Source organism: Leucobacter sp. WKLB1, from assembly GCF_059696215.1.
Genome location: NZ_AP046115.1, coordinates 2,230,831 through 2,248,833, shown reverse-complemented (window position 1 = coordinate 2,248,833; position 18,003 = coordinate 2,230,831). Strand labels below are relative to the sequence as shown.

General features: G+C 68.7%; 20 protein-coding genes. 9 read left to right on the top strand and 11 right to left on the bottom strand.

Annotation, left to right across the window (positions count from 1 at the left end; genetic code table 11):
* The first annotated feature begins 60 nt into the window (after positions 1-60).
* Positions 61-1,482 (top strand): argininosuccinate synthase, encoded by a 1,422-nt coding sequence (gene argG, locus ACZF5Y_RS10200; protein ID WP_053353361.1) that lies wholly within the window; start codon positions 61-63, stop codon positions 1,480-1,482.
* Between the two features lie 369 nt (positions 1,483-1,851).
* Here argG and ACZF5Y_RS10195 read toward each other — a convergent pair whose 3' ends face one another.
* The gene (locus ACZF5Y_RS10195) at positions 1,852-2,100 is read right to left on the bottom strand and encodes a WhiB family transcriptional regulator (protein ID WP_010156721.1); all 249 of its coding nucleotides are present in this window, start codon (positions 2,098-2,100) and stop codon (positions 1,852-1,854) included.
* Positions 2,101-2,291: 191 nt separating this feature from the next.
* Here ACZF5Y_RS10195 and ACZF5Y_RS10190 point away from each other — a divergent pair, with 191 nt between their 5' ends.
* Positions 2,292-2,711, top strand: a complete 420-nt coding sequence (locus ACZF5Y_RS10190) for a hypothetical protein (RefSeq protein ID WP_497532554.1) — start codon at positions 2,292-2,294, stop codon at positions 2,709-2,711.
* Positions 2,712-2,908: 197 nt separating this feature from the next.
* Here the strand turns inward: ACZF5Y_RS10190 and bcp are convergent, their stop codons facing one another.
* The 3 genes from bcp to aroA all read right to left on the bottom strand — a co-directional run bounded on the left by bcp (position 2,909) and on the right by aroA (position 6,050).
* Complete coding sequence (gene bcp, locus ACZF5Y_RS10185) at positions 2,909-3,382, bottom strand: thioredoxin-dependent thiol peroxidase (RefSeq protein WP_497532553.1); 474 nt, start codon at positions 3,380-3,382, stop codon at positions 2,909-2,911.
* A gap of 96 nt (positions 3,383-3,478) precedes the next feature.
* Entirely contained in the window at positions 3,479-4,540 is a 1,062-nt protein-coding gene (gene rsgA / locus ACZF5Y_RS10180) for a ribosome small subunit-dependent GTPase A (protein ID WP_497532552.1), read from the bottom strand.
* Positions 4,541-4,544: 4 nt separating this feature from the next.
* Entirely contained in the window at positions 4,545-6,050 is a 1,506-nt protein-coding gene (gene aroA / locus ACZF5Y_RS10175; RefSeq protein ID WP_497532551.1) for a 3-phosphoshikimate 1-carboxyvinyltransferase, read from the bottom strand.
* A gap of 44 nt (positions 6,051-6,094) precedes the next feature.
* Between aroA and ACZF5Y_RS10170 the strand changes: the two genes are divergently transcribed.
* Together ACZF5Y_RS10170 and ACZF5Y_RS10165 are read left to right on the top strand one after the other, a co-directional pair.
* Positions 6,095-6,709, top strand: coding sequence for a sigma-70 family RNA polymerase sigma factor (locus ACZF5Y_RS10170; RefSeq protein WP_156316697.1), 615 nt, complete (start codon positions 6,095-6,097; stop codon positions 6,707-6,709).
* Entirely contained in the window at positions 6,706-6,963 is a 258-nt protein-coding gene (locus ACZF5Y_RS10165; protein ID WP_053353356.1) for a zf-HC2 domain-containing protein, read from the top strand. Before ACZF5Y_RS10170 ends, ACZF5Y_RS10165 begins: the two co-directional genes overlap by 4 nt.
* Before the next feature lie 16 nt (positions 6,964-6,979).
* Here ACZF5Y_RS10165 and ACZF5Y_RS10160 read toward each other — a convergent pair whose 3' ends face one another.
* The 4 genes from ACZF5Y_RS10160 to ACZF5Y_RS10145 form a co-directional block, all read right to left on the bottom strand.
* Positions 6,980-7,900 (bottom strand): alpha/beta fold hydrolase, encoded by a 921-nt coding sequence (locus ACZF5Y_RS10160; RefSeq protein ID WP_497532550.1) that lies wholly within the window; start codon positions 7,898-7,900, stop codon positions 6,980-6,982.
* 9 nt (positions 7,901-7,909) lie between these two features.
* On the bottom strand, positions 7,910-8,278 hold the full coding sequence (locus ACZF5Y_RS10155) for a Fe-S oxidoreductase (protein WP_497532549.1): 369 nt from the start codon (positions 8,276-8,278) through the stop codon (positions 7,910-7,912).
* Positions 8,275-9,156 carry an arginase family protein gene (locus ACZF5Y_RS10150; protein WP_497532548.1) on the bottom strand — a complete coding sequence of 294 codons (882 nt, stop codon included), beginning with the start codon at positions 9,154-9,156 and terminating at the stop codon, positions 8,275-8,277. The genes ACZF5Y_RS10155 and ACZF5Y_RS10150 overlap by 4 nt, the downstream gene beginning before the upstream one ends.
* Positions 9,157-9,222: 66 nt before the next feature.
* Entirely contained in the window at positions 9,223-10,059 is an 837-nt protein-coding gene (locus ACZF5Y_RS10145; protein ID WP_497532547.1) for a DUF3097 family protein, read from the bottom strand.
* A gap of 192 nt (positions 10,060-10,251) precedes the next feature.
* On the opposite strand from ACZF5Y_RS10145, the gene ACZF5Y_RS10140 reads away from it, so the two are divergent.
* Genes ACZF5Y_RS10140 through ACZF5Y_RS10130 form a run of 3 tightly spaced genes read left to right on the top strand, consistent with a single transcriptional unit; the run spans position 10,252 to position 13,298 of the window.
* Positions 10,252-10,776, top strand: coding sequence for a hypothetical protein (locus ACZF5Y_RS10140; RefSeq protein WP_497532546.1), 525 nt, complete (start codon positions 10,252-10,254; stop codon positions 10,774-10,776).
* A 24-nt stretch (positions 10,777-10,800) separates the two neighbouring features.
* On the top strand, positions 10,801-12,123 hold the full coding sequence (locus ACZF5Y_RS10135) for an MFS transporter (RefSeq protein ID WP_497532545.1): 1,323 nt from the start codon (positions 10,801-10,803) through the stop codon (positions 12,121-12,123).
* 41 nt (positions 12,124-12,164) lie between these two features.
* Positions 12,165-13,298, top strand: coding sequence for an enoyl-CoA hydratase/isomerase family protein (locus ACZF5Y_RS10130; RefSeq protein WP_497532544.1), 1,134 nt, complete (start codon positions 12,165-12,167; stop codon positions 13,296-13,298).
* A gap of 14 nt (positions 13,299-13,312) precedes the next feature.
* Here ACZF5Y_RS10130 and ACZF5Y_RS10125 read toward each other — a convergent pair whose 3' ends face one another.
* Entirely contained in the window at positions 13,313-13,669 is a 357-nt protein-coding gene (locus ACZF5Y_RS10125; protein WP_497532543.1) for a VOC family protein, read from the bottom strand.
* A gap of 84 nt (positions 13,670-13,753) precedes the next feature.
* Between ACZF5Y_RS10125 and ACZF5Y_RS10120 the strand changes: the two genes are divergently transcribed.
* Entirely contained in the window at positions 13,754-14,692 is a 939-nt protein-coding gene (locus ACZF5Y_RS10120; RefSeq protein ID WP_497535329.1) for a DNA-methyltransferase, read from the top strand.
* A 4-nt stretch (positions 14,693-14,696) separates the two neighbouring features.
* Here ACZF5Y_RS10120 and pdxT read toward each other — a convergent pair whose 3' ends face one another.
* Both pdxT and pdxS read right to left on the bottom strand, forming a co-directional pair.
* Complete coding sequence (gene pdxT, locus ACZF5Y_RS10115) at positions 14,697-15,371, bottom strand: pyridoxal 5'-phosphate synthase glutaminase subunit PdxT (protein ID WP_497532542.1); 675 nt, start codon at positions 15,369-15,371, stop codon at positions 14,697-14,699.
* On the bottom strand, positions 15,365-16,312 hold the full coding sequence (gene pdxS / locus ACZF5Y_RS10110) for a pyridoxal 5'-phosphate synthase lyase subunit PdxS (RefSeq protein WP_497532541.1): 948 nt from the start codon (positions 16,310-16,312) through the stop codon (positions 15,365-15,367). Before pdxS ends, pdxT begins: the two co-directional genes overlap by 7 nt.
* A gap of 95 nt (positions 16,313-16,407) precedes the next feature.
* Here pdxS and pdxR point away from each other — a divergent pair, with 95 nt between their 5' ends.
* Positions 16,408-18,000, top strand: coding sequence for a MocR-like pyridoxine biosynthesis transcription factor PdxR (gene pdxR, locus ACZF5Y_RS10105; protein WP_497532540.1), 1,593 nt, complete (start codon positions 16,408-16,410; stop codon positions 17,998-18,000).
* Positions 18,001-18,003 lie beyond the last annotated feature (3 nt).

The following is an 18,003-nucleotide window of genomic DNA, read 5'->3' as shown; positions in this document are numbered from 1 at the left end:
GTGGCGTCGAGCGCTCGCCCGCGGATTTTCGAAGGTCGGATGAGCCCTAGGATAGAGAGCATGTCCAAGGTTCTTTCTTCCCTCCCCGTGGGCGAGCGCGTCGGCATCGCCTTCTCCGGTGGTCTCGATACCTCCTGTGCCGTTGCCTGGATGCGCGAGAAGGGCGCGGTGCCCTGCACGTACACCGCTGATATCGGTCAGTACGACGAGCCCGACATCGACGGTGTCGCGGGCCGCGCCAAGGAGTACGGTGCCGAGATCGCGCGCCACGTCGATGCGAAGCGCCCCCTCGTCGAAGAGGGCCTCGTCGCGCTGCAGACCGGTGCGTTCAACGTGCGATCGGGCGGCAAGACCTACTTCAACACCACGCCACTCGGCCGCGCCGTCACCGGCACGCTGCTCGTGCGCGCGATGAAGGAAGACGGCGTCGACATCTGGGGCGACGGCTCGACCTACAAGGGCAACGACATCGAGCGGTTCTACCGCTACGGCCTCATGGCCAACCCCGCGCTGCGCATCTACAAGCCGTGGCTCGACAAGACGTTCGTGGAAGAGCTCGGCGGCCGCCACGAGATGAGCGAGTGGCTCGTCGCCAATGGCTACCCGTACCGCGACGCGACCGAGAAGGCGTACTCGACCGACGCGAACATCTGGGGTGCGACGCACGAGGCGAAGAAGCTCGAGTTTCTCGACGCCGGCCTCGACATCGTCGATCCGATCATGGGCGTCGCCGCGTGGCGCGAAGACGTCGAGATCGCGACCGAAGAGGTGTCGGTGCGCTTCGAGGCGGGTCGCCCCGTCGCGATCAACGGCGTCGAGTACGACGATCCGGTGGCACTCGTGCTCGAGGCGAACGCCATCGGCGGCCGTCACGGTCTCGGCGCCTCCGACCAGATCGAGAACCGCATCATCGAGGCGAAGTCGCGCGGCATCTACGAGGCCCCGGGCATGGCGCTGCTGCACATCACGTACGAGCGCCTCGTCAACGCGATCCACAACGAGAACACGCTCGCGAGCTACCACACCGACGGCCGCAAGCTCGGCCGCCTGATGTACGAGGGTCGCTGGCTCGACCCCGAGTCGCTCATGCTGCGCGAGGCGCTGCAGCGCTGGGTCGGCTCGGCGATCACCGGCGAGGTCACGCTGCGCCTGCGTCGTGGCGACGACTACACCATCCTCAACACCGAGGGTCCCAGCCTCAGCTACCACCCCGAGAAGCTCTCGATGGAGCGCACCGTGGGCGCCGCCTTCGGCCCCGAAGACCGCATCGGTCAGCTCACCATGCGCAACCTCGACATCGCCGATTCGCGTCAGCGCCTCGAGCAGTACGCGCAGCTTGGCCTCGTCGGCGGCTCGATCGCGGGTCTCGTCGGCCAGCTCGAGCAGGGCGGCGCATCCGAGATCGCGAACGCGGTCGGGGGCATCGATGAAGACGCTGATGAGCTCGGCCTGTCGGCCGCGTTCGACGCCGGCACCGACTGAGCTGTAGCCGGTTCGCTGATCCGCAGCGGGGTGCGGCCTTCGGGTCGTGCCCCGCTGCGGCGTTATAGGGTGCAGTGGCTGCTGCGCTGCTGCGCTGCTGCCGCGCTGCTGTTGCGCTGCTGTTGCGCACGAGGGCGTAGCGGCGCCTCTGCGCCCCGGCACGTCTGCGCGATCCGGGTAACTTCGGACCAGTGCGGAGGCCAGTTGCGGTCGCAACACTGGTCCGAAGTTACCCCAATCCGTGAATTTAGTGGGGCGGGCCGTGCAGCGATGCCCTGGCCGGGGGAGTGCGGCGGGCTGCGCCGCGCGGGTACGCAAACGGGGTCCGGGTTCTTGCTGAGAACCCGGACCCCGTTTGCGTTGCTGCGACTAGGAGGCGCGGCGCGCGCGTGCGGCGCGACGCTTGAGTGCGCGACGCTCGTCTTCGCTGAGCCCGCCCCAGACGCCCGAATCCTGGCCGGTGTCCATGGCGTACTGCAAGCACATCTCAGTAACGGTGCATCGTGCGCACACCGACTTCGCGCGCTCGATCTGCTCCACCGCGGGGCCGGTGTTGCCGACCGGGAAGAACAACTCCGGGTCTACGGTGAGACACGCTGCCTGTTCACGCCAATCCATGGGGTCCTCCTCTGTAACGCACGCACGCGAACAATCCGGAGACCGGATAGCCTAGAATTCGCGCCGTAACTACCTAATACGTGGCTGAGAATGCTCACGTCGGTGTGCGCGATACTCGACGGGTTATATAGTTTCACGGAAATAGATGCAAATCAATAGGTAACCTGCAATTGATTGGAAAGCGAGCCGCAATGCCTCAGACACCTGCTGATCACCCCCGTTCACGGATGGGGTGGCGCGTGCTGCGGGTGCTGCTCGTGCTCGAATCGCTTCTGCTCGCAGGTGTCTCCGTCTTTGCGCTGGTCGCGGCAGCGCGCTCGGCCGGCCCCATCGCGCAGAACATCAGCCTGGTACTCATGGCGGTGATCGCGTTCGTGTGGGTCGTCGTCACCGCCGTCGCCGCGGTGCGCGGTCGCCCGAGTTGGGTGCGCGGCTCTGCCCTGACCCTGCACGTACTGCTCTTCGCTGCGGGTACCGGCTGCTTGCAGCTCGGGATCGGTACGTGGCAGTTCGGCTTCGGTCTGGTCGCGGTCGCGCTGCTCGGGTTCGCCGCGGCAGTCATCTCTCGGCCGGATCCGCGGGTCGAGTACGACGCCGCCCTGCACGGCTGAACCGCGCCGCTGCCCTGAGGTCTGGCTGTCCACGTGGGGCGTGGGCGCACGTGCGCGCTGCGCGCTGGGCTACGCGCGCGAACGCACCCCTTTCTCCCGAACGCACCAAAGCCTTAATGGTCCATTCGAGAGAAAGGGGTGCGTTGGATGGTGAGAGCGCGCGGCGCGGTCGAATCGCGGGGTGAGCGCGCGCGGCGCTACACCTCGAGGAGCTTGCGCAGGCGCGCGACGTGCCCCGTGGCCTTCACGTTCGTCAGCGCGTGCGTGATCGTGCCCGACTCGTCGATGACGAAGGTCGAACGAATCACACCTTCGACGATACGGCCGTAGTTGTTCTTCTCGCCGAAGGCGCCGTAGGCGTGGTGCACTGCCGCGTCGGGGTCGCTCAGCAGCGGGTACTCGAGACCGTCACGGTCGGCGAAGCGGCGCAGCTTTTCGACGGCATCGCGGGAGACGCCGAGCACGTGGTAGCCCTCGGCTTCGAGCGGTGCGGTGGAGTCGCGGAAGTCGCACGCCTCTTTCGTGCATCCGGGGGTCATCGCTTCGGGATAGAAGAAGAGGATGACGCGTTTGCCCTGGTACTGCGCAAGTGCGCGGGTGTTGCCGTCTTGGTCGAGGAGGGTGAAATCGGGGGCCTGCTGGCCGGCTTCGAGCACTACGCGATCAGTCATGGTGCCAGCCTAGCGGCCGGTGTCTTCGGTGCGCGCAGCGTACCGGCTCTCGCACTGTGGCGAAGCAGTGTGCAGAGAACTCGTCACTCGGGGCGACTACTTCAGCAGTCGGCGCAGCGATTCGACGCGGGCCGCGCCGGCCGCATCGAGGCGGCCGTCTGCGACAGCTGCGTCGAGCTCGCAGTCGGGGGCGTCGTCTTGATGCGTGCACCCGCGCGGGCACTCGTCGATGATCTGGGCGAGGTCGGTGAAGCCCCGCAAGATGCCCTCGGCGGTGACGTGCCCGAGGCCGAACGAACGGACGCCCGGGGTGTCGATGACCCATCCCGTATCGCCGCCCGCGGCACCCGGCGTCAGGGCGCGCAGTGCGACCGACGATGACGACGTGTGCCGACCGCGCCCGGTCACCTCGTTGACATGCCCCGTCGCCCGGTCGGCTTCGGGTACGAGGGCGTTGATGAGTGTGGACTTGCCGACGCCGGAGTGACCGACGAACACGGTGGTGCGCCCGGCGAGCGACTCGCGGATTTCGGCGAGCGGCCAGGCATCGGGTGCGGAGCGGAAGACGGGTACTTCGAGTGCGGCGAAGTGGTCGAGGAACGGCCCCGGGTCGGCGAGGTCGACCTTGGTGATGCAGATGAGGGGCGTGATGCCGGCATCGTACGCGGCCACGAGATAGCGATCGACGAGTCGCACCCGCGGTTCCGGGTTCGCCGCGGCCACGACGATCAGCATCTGGTCGGCGTTTCCCACCATCACGCGTTCGACGCGGTCGCTGTCATCGGCGCTGCGGCGCAGCAGGGTGCGTCGCTCTTCGACGCCGACGATGCGCGCAAGCGAGCCTTCGTCGCCCGAGGTGTCGCCGACGAGTTGCACGCGGTCGCCGATGACGATGGGGGTACGGTGGAGTTCGCGTGCACGCGAGGCGAGCACGGAGCGTTCGCGCGAATTGGACGGGTCGGCTGCGGCGTCGACCAGTGCGGTGTAGCGGCCCCGGTCGACCGCGGTCACCATGCCGATGACGGCGTCCGCGTGCTCGGGCCGACGCTTCGTGCGCGGTCGATTCGCCTTCGGATTCGGGCGTTGACGCACCTGATGGTCGGCGTAGGCGGCGTACGGGTCATCGCCGTCATCGTCGTCGGGAGTCAGCCAGCTCACGCGGTCAGATCCCTTCGAGGAACCCGCGAGCGGCCCGGCCGAGCGCCCCGAGGTGCGGAGCAACGGTGGAGCCCGTCTCGAAGGCGACGTCGATGGCTGCGCCGCTGGTCTCTGCAGTCGACGGGCGGGTGAGTAAGCGGTCCCAGAGCTCGGTGAAACGGGGGAGGGTCTTCGCCGTGGAGGCGACGTCTTCGACTTCGACGCCGGGTATACGGAGGCCGATGAGCGCTCCGGTGGTCGCCATGCGGTGGTCGGCGTAGCTGTGCCAGACGCCCCCGTGCAGCGCGGCGGGTCGGATCGCGATGCCGTCGTCGAGCTCTGACGCGTCGCCGCCGAGCGCGTTGATTTCCGCGACGAGCGCGGCGATGCGATCCGTCTCGTGGTGACGGATGTGCCCGATGCCCGTGATCTCGCTGGGGGTGCCGTCGGTGCCGTCGGTGCCGTGCGCCGCGAGTGCGGCGAGCCCGATCAGGGTCGGGGCGAGTTCACCGGCCTCGGGAACGTGGATCGACACTCCCGGAACGGCACCGTCGCCGCGCACGGTGAGCGAGCCGTCGGCGTCGTGCTGCACCTCGGCTCCGAACTCCGCGTGCAGAAGCGTGCGCAAGAGGTCGCCCACCTGTGTCGTCTCGGTCGGCCAGAGCGGCACGGTGACGGAACCGCCGACGGCGATCGCGGCGGCCAGAAACGGTGCGGCGTTCGAAAGATCGGGCTCGATCGTGACGTCGGCGGCCCGGATCGCCCCGGGGCGCACGATCCATTCCCCGACGGCGGGTGTCTCGACCGAGACTCCGCGGGCCCGCAGCGTGGCAAGGGTCATCTCGATGTGCGGCAGGCTCGGCAGGCGGTCGCCCGTGTGCACGACGTGCACGCCCTCGGAGAAACGGGCCCCGGCGAGCAGCAGCGCCGAAACGAACTGGCTCGAGAGCGACGCATCGAGTTCGACGCGGCCGCCGCGCACACCGCCGGTGCCGTGCACCGTGAAGGGGAGCGCGCCGCGGCCCTCGTCTGCGATGTCGACACCGAGTGCGCGCAGCGCGTCGAGCACGGGGCGCATGGGACGCTTGCGCGCGTAGGGATCGCCATCGAACGCGACGGGGCCGAGCGCGAGCGCGGCGACGGGAGGCACGAATCGCATGACGGTGCCCGCGAGCCCGCACTCGATGGTGGTCGACCCCGTGAGTTCAGCGGCCGGGGTGACCCGCAGTTCGGGGTCTGCACCGTGCGCAGCGGGGATCTCCTCGATCTCGGTGCCCAGCGAGCGGAGTGCATCGACCATGAGCGCGGAATCGCGGGACTTCAGGGGGGCCTGCAGCAGGCCAGGCCCGTCGGCGAGTGCCGCAAGTACGAGTTCTCGGCCGGTCAACGACTTCGACCCCGGGAGCGCCACGGTTGCGTGCAGCGCGCCCTCGGCGACCGGCGCCGGCCAGTGCGCGGCAGCGCCCTCGACACCCTCTCCGGTGCCCGTTTCTTCGCCGTCTTTTCCGGGGTTCATCTTCGCGATCAGCATCGTCGTCGAGTCTACCGGTCGTGCTCGACAGTAGGATCGAGAGTGTGAGTGATACCGCAGCGCAGGCGAAGCTGGAACAGCGCTTCACATCGGAGGCGCTTCCGATGCTCGATCAGCTGTACGGCGCAGCCATGAAAATGACGCGAAACCCTCAAGATGCGCAGGACCTGGTGCAGGAGACGTACCTGAAGGCGTTCTCGGCGTTCGCGTCGTTCCAAGAGGGAACCAACCTCAAGGCCTGGCTGTACCGCATCATGACGAACAGCTACATCAATACCTACCGCAAGAAGCAGCGGGAGCCGCATCTGGGGGCGGTCGATGAGCTCGAGGACTGGCAGCTGGGCGGGGCCGAATCGACGACCGCCATGTCATCGCGGTCGGCCGAGGCCGAAGCGATCGACCGCACGCCCGACTCGGTCGTGACGCAGGCGCTCAATGCCCTGCCCGAGGACTTCCGTATGGCGGTGTATCTGGCCGATGTCGAAGGATTCAGCTACCAGGAGATCGCTGACATCGCGGAGGTGCCGATCGGCACGGTGATGAGTCGATTGCACCGCGGCCGGGCACGATTGCGGAAGACCCTCGGGGAATACGCGAACGAGCAGGGCGTTGGACTCAATGCGGGAACGAAACCGACGAAGAAGGGAGCAGCGCGATGAGTGATTGCGAGCAGGCCAAGGCGAATCTGTACGAGCTGCTCCGCGGCGAGCTCTGCGCGGAAGAATCGGCGCCGATCAGAGAGCACATCGCTGAGTGCTCGTCGTGCCAGAATGAACAGCACGTCTGCGAACAGCTCACGAGTGTCGTGAAGCGCGCGTGCGCCGAAGAACGGGATAGCAATTGCCCGCCTGTCGACCTGCGCAATGCGATTCTGCGGAGCCTGCAAGCCGAGGAGCCCGGCGCGGTCGTGTGACCCGAGCGCGCGCTGGTCAGCCCTGCGTCATGCTGCGAACGGCATCCGCCAGTTCGCGCGGAGCTGCCTCGTGGAGGTTGTGGGGGCCGCTCAATGTGATGACGGCGCTGTGCGGCAGTACCTGGCGCCACTGATCCACGTGATCTGTCGTGAGCATGCCGGTCGACGCCGCGATGAGTGCAATGGGAATGTCGAGCGATTCGAGCGACGCCCAGATCTGCGCGTACGGCTGCGGATCTTCAGGGTCGCCCGCGGCGGGAAGACCGTCGAGATGCGCCAGGTGGTGCGTCCACTCGAGGCGTCCGTCGGGCCGCAGTCGCGTATTCAGCGTGACGCCACGGGTGAGCGCGGTACGGTCGCGGCCGATGCCGAACCGTTCGGCGCGTTCGACGATCTCGGCGATGCTGCCGAAGTCGCGCTGGCCCTGGATGAACTCGCGCACGACCCCGGCGTCGCGCGCCGGTGAGACACCGGGAGTCATATCGACGAGGATCACCTGGCGCACGAGTTCCGGCCGTGCTGCGGCAGTCAGCGCGGCAGCCAAGCCCCCGAGGGAGTGGCCGAGCAGGGTGACGGGTTCGGGCGCGAGCTGCTCGATGGCGTCCGCGATGTCGACCGCGAGGTGATCCGGCCGGTAATCGGCGTCGTCGCGCCATGAGCTGCGCCCGTGCCCGGGCAGATCGAGTGCGAGCGCGGGGCGGCCGAGAGCCAGCAGCATCGGATCGAAGCTGTGCGCGTTGAGGCCGGCGCCGTGCAGCGTCACGAGCTCGGGTGCGAGCGCACCATCGAAGCTGAGCCCGCTGACCGTTCGGTGATCCGCCGTACTGGCAGATACGCGGGAGACTGAAGGAAGCGGGTCGGTGCGACCTACCCGAGCGGCATCGCCATCGAGAAATCGGAACTCGTCGTCGGAATCGGGTGCCGAAGGAGCGCTCATACTGGCAGTCTATGCGTCGCGGACGTAGCCGCCGTCGCGCAGACCGGCCTCGATCTCGAAGCGATTACGCAGAGGGTCGCGGCCGGCGAGTGCATAGAGGATCGGCATCGCCATGCCATAGTGTCGCCATTGCTCGCGGTGCACGCGTTCGTGCCGCAGCACGCGTGCGGAGACGTTGCGATCGGTGAGGTAGCAGCCGCCGACGCAACTGCCGCCGCGGCCGAATGCCCACTTCGGCATGCCCTGGAACACCCACAGCCCATCGCGTCGTTCGATGCGTCCCTGGCTCCAGATCGCGCCCCAGATGAAACCGACGGCGGTGGCGTAGGCGTACCCGAGTCGGGCGAACGGCCAGGCTCGGCGGGTGCTCCGGGTCACGCGGCGGATCCGGCGGTTCGGGGGCCCGACGCCGAGGTCAGGGCGGCCAAGATGCGGAGTACCGTCGGCAGATCTTCGGCACCGCGGTCGCGATCGGCCGGGGCGAACTCGCAGATCGCCGCACCCGCCAGCGGCACCGTGCTCACTGCGGCGCGGATCGCGTCCGTCAACTGCGCAACGGTGAGCCCGAATGGCACCGGCGCGTGCACCGAACCAAACTCGGCCGGGTCGAGCACGTCGAGATCGAGATGCACGTAGACGGCATCGGCCCCGGCGATGCGCTCGCGGATCGCCGAGACGAGCGCAGCTGCGGGGTCGTCGGCGAAGCTGTCGATCTGCAGCAGGTGCAGGCCGCGCGATGCGAGCTCATCGTCTTCCTCGGGGTCGATCGCTCGCGCGCCGACGAGCGTGACCGTCGCCGGATCGAGCGGCGCGCTCGACACGAGGTCGGGTGCTCCATCGCCGAGCGCGTGGCGCAGGGTCATGCCGGAGGCCGCACCGGAGGGCGAGGTGCTCGGATGCTGCAGATCGGGGTGGGCGTCGAACCACAGCACGGCGAGGCGCTCGAAGGCTCGCGATGCGGCCTCGAGGCCGGGCAAGGATGTCGCGCAATCGCCACCGACAATGATGGGTGGGCACCCGTCGGCGTGCACCGGCCGCAGTTCGGCGCGTGCCGCATCTCGCGCGCGGATCAGGCTGCTGAGGCGCGCGACCGGAGTGCCCATCGCGTCACCTGCTTCAAGCGGTACCTGCACCTCGCGCAGCGCAGAGGCCGGGAGGTCATCGCGAAGCATTTCGGCCCCCTCGGCGAGCTGCATCGCTCGCGTCGATGGGGATCCCTGCCACTGGGGCATGAGCACAAACATCGGTCGAGTCACCGCAACCTCCTCAGAGATCCAACTCCTCCAGAATACGCCCGCGCAGCCGTGTGATCGCTCTGGGCGTCACCCGACGGTGACGAAGTCGATCAGGTGTTCCACCCGGCCGACGAGTTCCGGCTCCAGGTCGCGGAAACTGCGCACCCGACCGCGGATGCGCGACCAGGCGTCGGCGATATCCGCGGGTTCGTCGCCGGGCCACCCGAGCGCTCGGCAGATCCCCGACTTCCATTCGATGCTGCGCGGGATCACCGGCCATTCCTGCAACCCGACCCGCTCGGGTTTCACCGCCTGCCAGATGTCGACGAAGGGGTGGCCGACGATGAGGACGTGCCCGCCGTGGGGCCCGCGCGCGATCGCATCGGCGATCCTCGTCTCCTTGCTGCCGGTCACGAGGTGATCGAGCAGCACGCCCGCCCGTCGGTCGGCAGCCGGCCCGAATTCGGCCAGCACCTGTTCGAGGTTATCGGCCCCCTGGAGGAGCTCGACGACAACGCCCTCCACGCGGAGATCGTCGCCCCACACCTGCTCCACCAGCTCGGCGTCGTGCTTGCCCTCCACAAAAATGCGACTCGGCATCGCGACGCGCGCCCGCTGCTGCGGAGCGGCGAAAGACCCCGAAGCGGTGCGCTGCCGACCCGCAGGGCGAACCGCTGGTCGCACGAGCCGCACCGGCATGCCGTCGATCAGGAATCCATCGGTCAGCGGGAACGCGCGCACCTTGCCGCGGAAGTCCTCGAGCTGCACCAGGCCCTCACGCGCTCCGACGACGGCGCCGCACCACTCCGATTCCGTGTGTTCGACGACGAGACCTTTCGCGAGCGGCACCTCACGGCGCTCGACGGGCCCGCGACGCGGCTTCATGCGCGCGACGGGGTCGAGGTCATAGCGGTCGTCGAACATGGCTCGAGACTATCTGTGATCGACCCCATCACGCGTGCGGCACACTGCCAGGCGGGCGCATTGCGAGGCGAGACGGCGAACCCCTACATTGGGAAGTGATCCGGCTCAAGAACGCGGGGGAGCCTGCGATCGTGCGAGCGATTCGGGATGGGGCGCTGAGCACCGTCACCGATGATTTTCGAGGAGCACGCGATGCGCATAGGCCACCACCGAACCCTCACTGCGGTAACTGCGGTGCTGATCCTGCTTTCCGGGTGCAGTGCGCTGGAACCCGAGTCGACGAGCGCCTCGACGCCGACCACGCGCCCCGAGGCCGCCTGGCAGGTCGCCAAACGGGAAGCGCAGCGGCTCGAGACGGTCGCGGTGGGATTGCTCGCACCGGATGCCGTCGCCACCATCGAACAGGCGAATACCGGAACGATTGAGCCGTGCAACTCCCGCGAGTACCGGTGGCGCGGAAGCACGACCGTGCAACTGCGCGAGTCGGTGCGAGCGGACCAGGTCATCGCCGATCTGCAGACACGTCTCACCGAAAACGAGTGGAATGTGCAGGGCGATAGCGACGTCATGCGCACGCCGAGCATCATCGCCAGCGATCCTGAGACACGAACGCGCCTGCACATCACGACCGACGTGGACACCGGCATCGTGCGATTCGCTTCGGCCTCGCCGTGCTTCGATGCTGCCGACGATGTGACCGCCGGTGACGGGTACTGACGCGGCTCGGTTTAGTCTGGTGCGGTGAGTGATGTCCCCGAGCGCCGCCGTCGTTCACTGCGGTCGCTGCTGGTCGACACGGCGCCGCTCCGCGCGAGTCCCGCGTTCGCGAAGCTCTGGACTGGAACGTCCATCGCGCAGATCGGTGCGCAGGTCACCATCGTCGCGGTCGGGCTGCACATCTATGAGCTGACCCACTCGACCTTCGCCGTCTCGCTCGTGGCTCTGTGGGCACTCGGGCCGATGATTCTCGCGGGCTTCGTCGGCGGCGCCCTGGCCGACGCATTCGACCGGAGGCTCGTGGCACTCGTCACGGCCGTTGTCGCCTGGGCCAGTATCGGTACTATGGCCGTGATCGCGTTCGTCGACGTGCAGCAGACGTGGCCGTACTACGCGCTCGCCGCCGTCAACGCGGCCTCGGCAACCATCATGGGTGCCACTCGCGGCGCGATGCTGCCGCGGCTGCTGCCCGCGCACTTGCTGCCCGCCGCCGCCGCGCTGGGCGGCATCACCATGGGACTTGCGATCACCGTTGGCCCGGCGGTGGCCGGAGTGCTCGTGGCAAGCGTGGGCGTGCCCTGGACGTACTTGCTCGACGTGGTGCTCTTTTCCGGCGCATTTCTCGGGATCCTCAGCCTGCCGCGCATGGCACCCGAGGGACATCAGGTCGCGCCGGGGTGGAGCTCGATCATCGGCAGCCTCAGATTCTTGAAGCGCGCACCGAACGTCCGCGCGACGTTCATCTGGGATCTGGTCGCGATGATCTTCGGTACCCCGCGCGTCGTATTCCCGGCAGCGGGAGCACTGGTGCTCGGCGGCGGCCCGGTCACCGTCGGCGCATTGACCGCCGCCTTCGCGCTGGGCTCGCTCGTGAGCGGGCTGTTCTCGGGCCCGCTGGGCTCGGTGCGTCGGCAGGGACGCGCCGTCACGCTGGCCGTCGCGAGCTTCGGCGTCTTCACCGCGCTCTTCGGCCTCGTGCTGCTCATCACCGCGCTCACCGCTGGCACCGAGGATCGCACAGACCACGCGATCATCCCCGCGATCGTCTGGGCCGGTCTTGCACTGGCGGGCACCGGCGCCGCCGACAACGTGAGCGCCGTCTTCCGCACGACCATTCTGCAGTCGGCCGCACCTGACGACGTGCGCGGGCGCATGCAGGGGCTCTTCTACGTGGTGGTGGCGGGCGGCCCCCGGGTGGGCGACCTCCTGGCAGGCAGCATCGCGACCGCGATCGCACTCTGGGCGCCCCCGCTCTTCGGAGGGATCGTGATCCTCGGGATCATGCTGGTGCTGCTGCGGGCAGCCCCGGGATTCCAGCGCTACGACGCGCATCGCCCGACGCCGTAAGTGCGCCCCGGCGTCTGATGGAGCGGTGATACGGTGCTGCAATGAGCGCCGCACCCACCAACGCCGCCCCCGGCTCGCCGCAGACGCCCCTCGTGCTCGCCCGCCGCATCGGTGCAATCACCCACGTGACGCTGAACCGGCCGCGAGCGATCAACGCGCTGACGAGCGAAATGTTCACGCTGCTCGATGCGGCGCTGTCGGCGGCGCACCACGACGGATCTCGGGCAATCTTGCTCGACGGCGCCGGCGAACGCGGGTTCTGCGGCGGTGGCGATGTCAAAGAGATCTCGAGCGGAGACACCCGCGCCATACTGGCGAGCGAGTACGCCGTCGATGCGGCGATCGCGTCTGCATCGGTGCCCGTTGTCGCGGTCATGGACGGCATCACGATGGGCGGTGGCATCGGACTGGCCGGCCATGCCGCGGTGCGCATCGTCACGGAGCGAAGCCGACTCGCCATGCCCGAAGTGCGCATCGGAATCGTGCCCGATGTCGGCGGTCACCTGCTGCTCGCGGCTGCCCCCGGGCGACTCGGAGAATACCTCGCGGTGACCGCGGGCGAAATGACCGGGGGAGACGCGATCGCTCTCGGATTCGCAGACTGTTTCGTGCCGTCAGAACGTCTGCCCGCGTTGGCCGACGCGCTCGCCGCAGATGATCACGTCACGGGCGATGCGCACACGGACGTCGAGGCGGTGGTCGCGCGGTTCGCGGAAGCAGCACCGCCCTCGGCGCTGCTCGCGGTGCAGGCATGGTGGGATCCGATCGCTGAGACAGCGCTCGGGGAAGCGCCGGGCAGGGTGTTCGCGGATCCCGCCGGCGCAGCGCTCCGTCTTGCCGACACGCTGGCAGCCGCGGCCTCGCCTGAAGCTGCGAGCGCCGCAGAGATCATGCGTGCCATGAGCCCGACCTCCGTGGCGATCACGCTCGCGCAGATCGAACGCACCCGTGACGAGCGGCTCGACCTCGCCCAGGTGCTCGCCGATGACCTGCGCGTGCTCGTTCGGCTCGGTGCACTGCCTGACTTTCGTGAGGGCGTGCGCGCACAGGTGATCGACAAGGATCGCGCGCCTCGCTGGAGCCCGGCGCGCCTTGAGGATCTGCGCCCAGAAGTACTCGACGCGGTGCTCGACCCGTCGCCGCGGGACGACGAAAGGTCGCTGCGCCCCGCGTGAACTGACGCCGACGCTCAGTGCGGATCGCCGATGCAGAACTCGTTGCCGTCGGGGTCCGCGAACGTGTCCCAGGAGAACCCTGCCTCGCCTCGGCGCCCGAGGTGGCGGGCCCCCGCGGCCACCCACTCATCGACCAGTGCGGCGCGATCGACCGTGCGGTCGACGTCGAAGTCGAGGTGCAAGCGGTTCTTGCCCGCGGTCGGGTCGTCGACCTTCTGAAAGCCGATGGCGGCGGGCAGCTGTGGGGCGCGCACGATGCAGAACCAACCATCTGCTTCGTGCACGATCTCGCCGCCGAGCCGTTCGGCCCACCAGCCGGCGAGCGCGTGCGGATCGGCCGTGTCCATCGTGATCATGCTGAGCCCCACCATGGCTGCCCCCTTCGTCGGTGTGCGGTGAGATCTACCGTACGGGGTGCCGGGGACATCTGCGACGACCGCTAGCCTGGGAGTGTGATGGAACCCTGGAGTATGAACGGGCCGAATCGGGTGCTGCAGGGTGACAATCTGCCGATCCTACGCGGTTTGCCGTCTGCGTCGTTCGCGGTCGTCTACCTCGATCCGCCGTTCAATACGGGGCGTGCGCGCCGTGCTGAGCGCGTGCGTGGCACACGGGTGACCGGCCCACTGGAACCCGATTCGGGTGACCGCCTCGGCTTCCGTGGGCAGGGGTATCGCGTGACTCGCGAAATGACGCACGCGTACGATGACCGCTTCTCCGACTACTGGGATTTTCTCGAACCCCGCATCGAGGAGGCCTGGCGTCTCCTCGCGCTCGACGGTCTGCTGTACCTGCATCTCGACTATCGAGAGGTGCACTACGCGAAGGTGCTGCTCGATGCGCTCTTCGGGCCGGAGTGCTTCATCAATGAGCTCATCTGGGCCTACGACTACGGTGCGCGCACGAAGCGGCGCTGGCCGGCGAAGCACGACAACATCCTCGTCTACGCGAAGCATCCCGAGTGGTACACGTTCAACGCCGACGCGGTCGACCGCGAACCTTACATGGCGCCGGGTCTTGTGACGCCCGAGAAAGCTGCGCTCGGCAAGTTGCCGACGGATGTGTGGTGGCACACCATCGTGTCGCCGACGGGCAAAGAGCGCACGGGATACCCGACGCAAAAGCCCGTGGGCATCATGCGGCGCATCATTCAGGCGTCGACGCGCTCGGGCGACTGGGTACTCGATCCGTTTGCGGGGAGCGGCACGACGGGAGCTGCGGCGGCCGAACTCGATCGCCGATTCGTGCTCATCGACGACAACGCGGCGGCGTTCGACGTGATGCACGAGCGTCTCGCGCACACCGGCGCGACCTTCATTCGGACGGAGGGTGGTCCAGAGGTCGGTCCCGCTCCGGATCCGGAATCGGCGCCGGGTCAGGCTCCCGCGACCTGACGCGTCAGCGCCGCGCCGCGGCCTCGAGCAGCGAGGCGTGGAACCGGGTCTCCCCGCAGACCTCGGGGTGGAACGCGAGGCCGGTGACGCTGCCCAGGCGGCGCAGCGGGCTGCCGTCGGGATCGTCTCCACCGTCGAGTGATGTCGCCCCGATCACGCGGCCGCGATGCGTGGCAATCGCTCGTGCCCCTGGGCCGCAGTGCTCGATCTCGGGCCCTCGGATGAGGGCACCGTGCACGTCGGCAGTGCCGCCCACGAGGTCGACACCGGTGACCTCGAAGCGATCCGCCACCGAATCGAACTGGGGGCCGAACGCATTGCGCCGCACCGCGACGTCGAGTGCCGCGAACCCGGGGCGAGCGGGGCCGCGATTGCGCACGGTTCGGGCGAGCAGGATCAACCCCGCACAGGTGCCGAGTGTTGGCACGCCGGCGGCAATCGCGCCCGCGAGGGGCTCCCGCAGATCGCAGAGGTCGAGCAGTCGACTGATCACGGTCGATTCGCCTCCCGGGATCACGAGCGCGTCGAAGCGCGGCCCGTCGGGTCCGGAGGCCTCTGCGGCGGTGCGCAGCGCGACTGCGGTGTGACCGAGTGCCGCCACGATGGCGAGGTGGTCGGCGACACCGCCCTGCACCGCGAGGACGCCGCAGGTCAGGCGCCGCGCTGCCTTCGTTACCACCCGCGCTCGGCGAGCCGATGCGGTGCCGCAAGATCGGCGACATTGATGCCGACCATCGCCTCTCCCAGGCCGCGCGAGGCCTCCGCAATGCGGTCGGCGTCAGCGTACTGGGCGGTCGCGCGCACGATCGCCGCTGCTCGTCGAGCTGGATCGCCCGACTTGAAGATGCCCGAGCCGACGAACACGCCGTCAGCGCCGAGCTGCATCATCATCGCCGCGTCCGCCGGAGTCGCGATGCCGCCCGCGGTGAACAGCACCACCGGGAGCTCGCCAGCGCGCGCGACCTCCGACACCAGATCGTACGGGGCCTGGAGTTCTTTCGCGGCGACGAAGAGCTCGTCCTCGCTCAGCGCACCCAATCGCGCGATTTCGGCGCGGATCGTGCGAATGTGCCGAGTCGCTTCAGAGACGTCGCCAGTTCCTGCCTCGCCCTTTGAGCGAATCATGGCGGCGCCCTCGGTGATGCGACGGAGTGCCTCGCCGAGGTGGGTCGCACCACAGACGAATGGCACGGTAAATGCGCGCTTGTCGATGTGGTGCGCCGTGTCTGCGGGGGAGAGGACCTCGCTCTCATCGATGAAGTCGACGCGCAGTGCCTGGAGCACTTGGGCCTCGACGAAGTGGCCGATGCGCGCTTTCGCCATTACCGGAATCGAGACTTCTCTTTGGATCGATTCGATGAGGTCGGGATCGCTCATGCGCGCCACGCCGCCCTGCGCGCGGATGTCTGCCGGCACGCGCTCCAGCGCCATCACGGCGACCGCACCGGCGTCTTCGGCGATGCGCGCCTGTTCGGGGGTGACCACGTCCATGATGACGCCCCCGACGAGCATGCGGGCGAGTCCGCGCTGCACCGTGACGACTGGGGCGGCGTTGTTTTCCGTACTTGTGGGCGGAGTGCGGGCTGAAGGGTGGGCTGAAGCTGACGGTTGTGCGGGCATGCGCACCAGATTGCCTCGAGAAATGGTCTGTCTCAAGATCCATTCTGCAGCAACATCGATGGACCAATACTGCGCCACTGTGGCACACTGGCGCCATGCATTCCGAGCGCCGCGATCCCGCCGAACTCGTGCTGCCGGTCGATCGCGGCCGCGCCGAGCCATTGCCGGTGCAGCTCGCGACGGCACTCCGCTCGGCCATTTTGAGCGCGCAGTTGCTGCCCGGGGACGACTTGCCGTCGTCGCGGGCGCTCGCGAGCAGCACGGGGGTGGCGCGCGGCGTCGTCGTCGCCGCCTACGAGCAGTTGCTCGCGGAGGGGTACCTGTACGCAGAGGCAGGTCGAGGCACCCGCGTGAATCCGGCGCTCGCCGCCCGCGACGGCGCCGCCCACGTGACGCGCGAGTCGCCGTCGGGCGCACCGTTCACCGGAGCCCCCGCGATCCGGGCGTCACTCGCCGTCCCCGCAGCGGATGCAGAGTCCACACGAGCTTCCGCACTGCCCCCCGATCCGCGCGGCAAGAACTCCCGACCGCCGCTGTCGCCGGGCGCCGGGTCGAGCGGAGCGCTCGAGAGCTCCGCGTGGCGCTCGGCTTGGCGCACGGCGCTCGAGTTCTCAGATCATGCCCCGCACGCCTTCGGAGAGTCGCGGCTGCGCGCCGAGATCGGCGATCACCTGCGCCGGGTGCGCGCGACCCCGACGGCGTCCTCCGATGTGCTCGTCACCGCCGGCGCACGCGAGGGGCTCGGGCTGCTACTCACCGCGCTCGGCACCACTCGCGGCAACGCACTCGTCGTCGGCGTCGAAGACCCCGGCTACCCCTCGCTTCGGGCCGTCGCCACCCGCCACGGTGCGCAGGTGGTGGCATTGCCCGTCGATGAGCAGGGGCTGCGCGTGGACCGGCTCCCCGAGGGAGTACTCGACCTCGTCATCGTCACACCGAGCCATCAGTATCCGCTCGGCGGATCACTTCCGCTGCCGCGTCGCCTCGAACTTCTCGAGTGGGCGCGCCGGAGCGGAGTGCTTGTCATCGAAGACGACTTCGACTCGGAGTTTCGAGTCTCCGGGAGCCCGCTGCCCATGCTCGCAGCACTCGACGACCCCGAGCAGCGCTGCGTCATCACGCTCGGCACCTTCTCAAGCACGGTAACCCCCGCGCTCGCCGCAGGGTACCTCCGCGCTCCCGAGCACGTGCTGCGGATGCTCTACCCGGTGCGGCGAGATCTCGGATCGCCCGTCGCGATTGCGGTGCAGCGCGCACTGGCGGAGTACCTCGCAAGCGGTGCGCTGCGGCGCAACATCGCGCGGCAGCGACGGCGTCACGCGCGCCGCCGCGACCTGATCTCTGACGCGTTCGTCGGTGTCCCCGGGCTGCGGCCTCGACCGCTGAGCGGCGGGCTGCATGCCGTCATTGAGCTGACGCGCGGCGCGGCGGACGCGCTCGAGGTCGAGCTGGTGGCGCGCGCAAACGCACCGAGTGCGGAGTTCCCCTTCGGGCTCGGGGTCGCGGCGCTCGGATCGTACTGGCGCCATCTCGCGAGCGAGCGCATGTTCGGGCTGGTCATCGGTATGGGCGGCACCGACGATGCGGTCTACGCCGATGCGCTGCGCGCGCTGCGCGATCTCGCGCGCGGCGTGGTCGCACCCGCGGATGCCGAAAGGGGGGCCGCGTCAGGTGCCCGAGTATTCTGAATC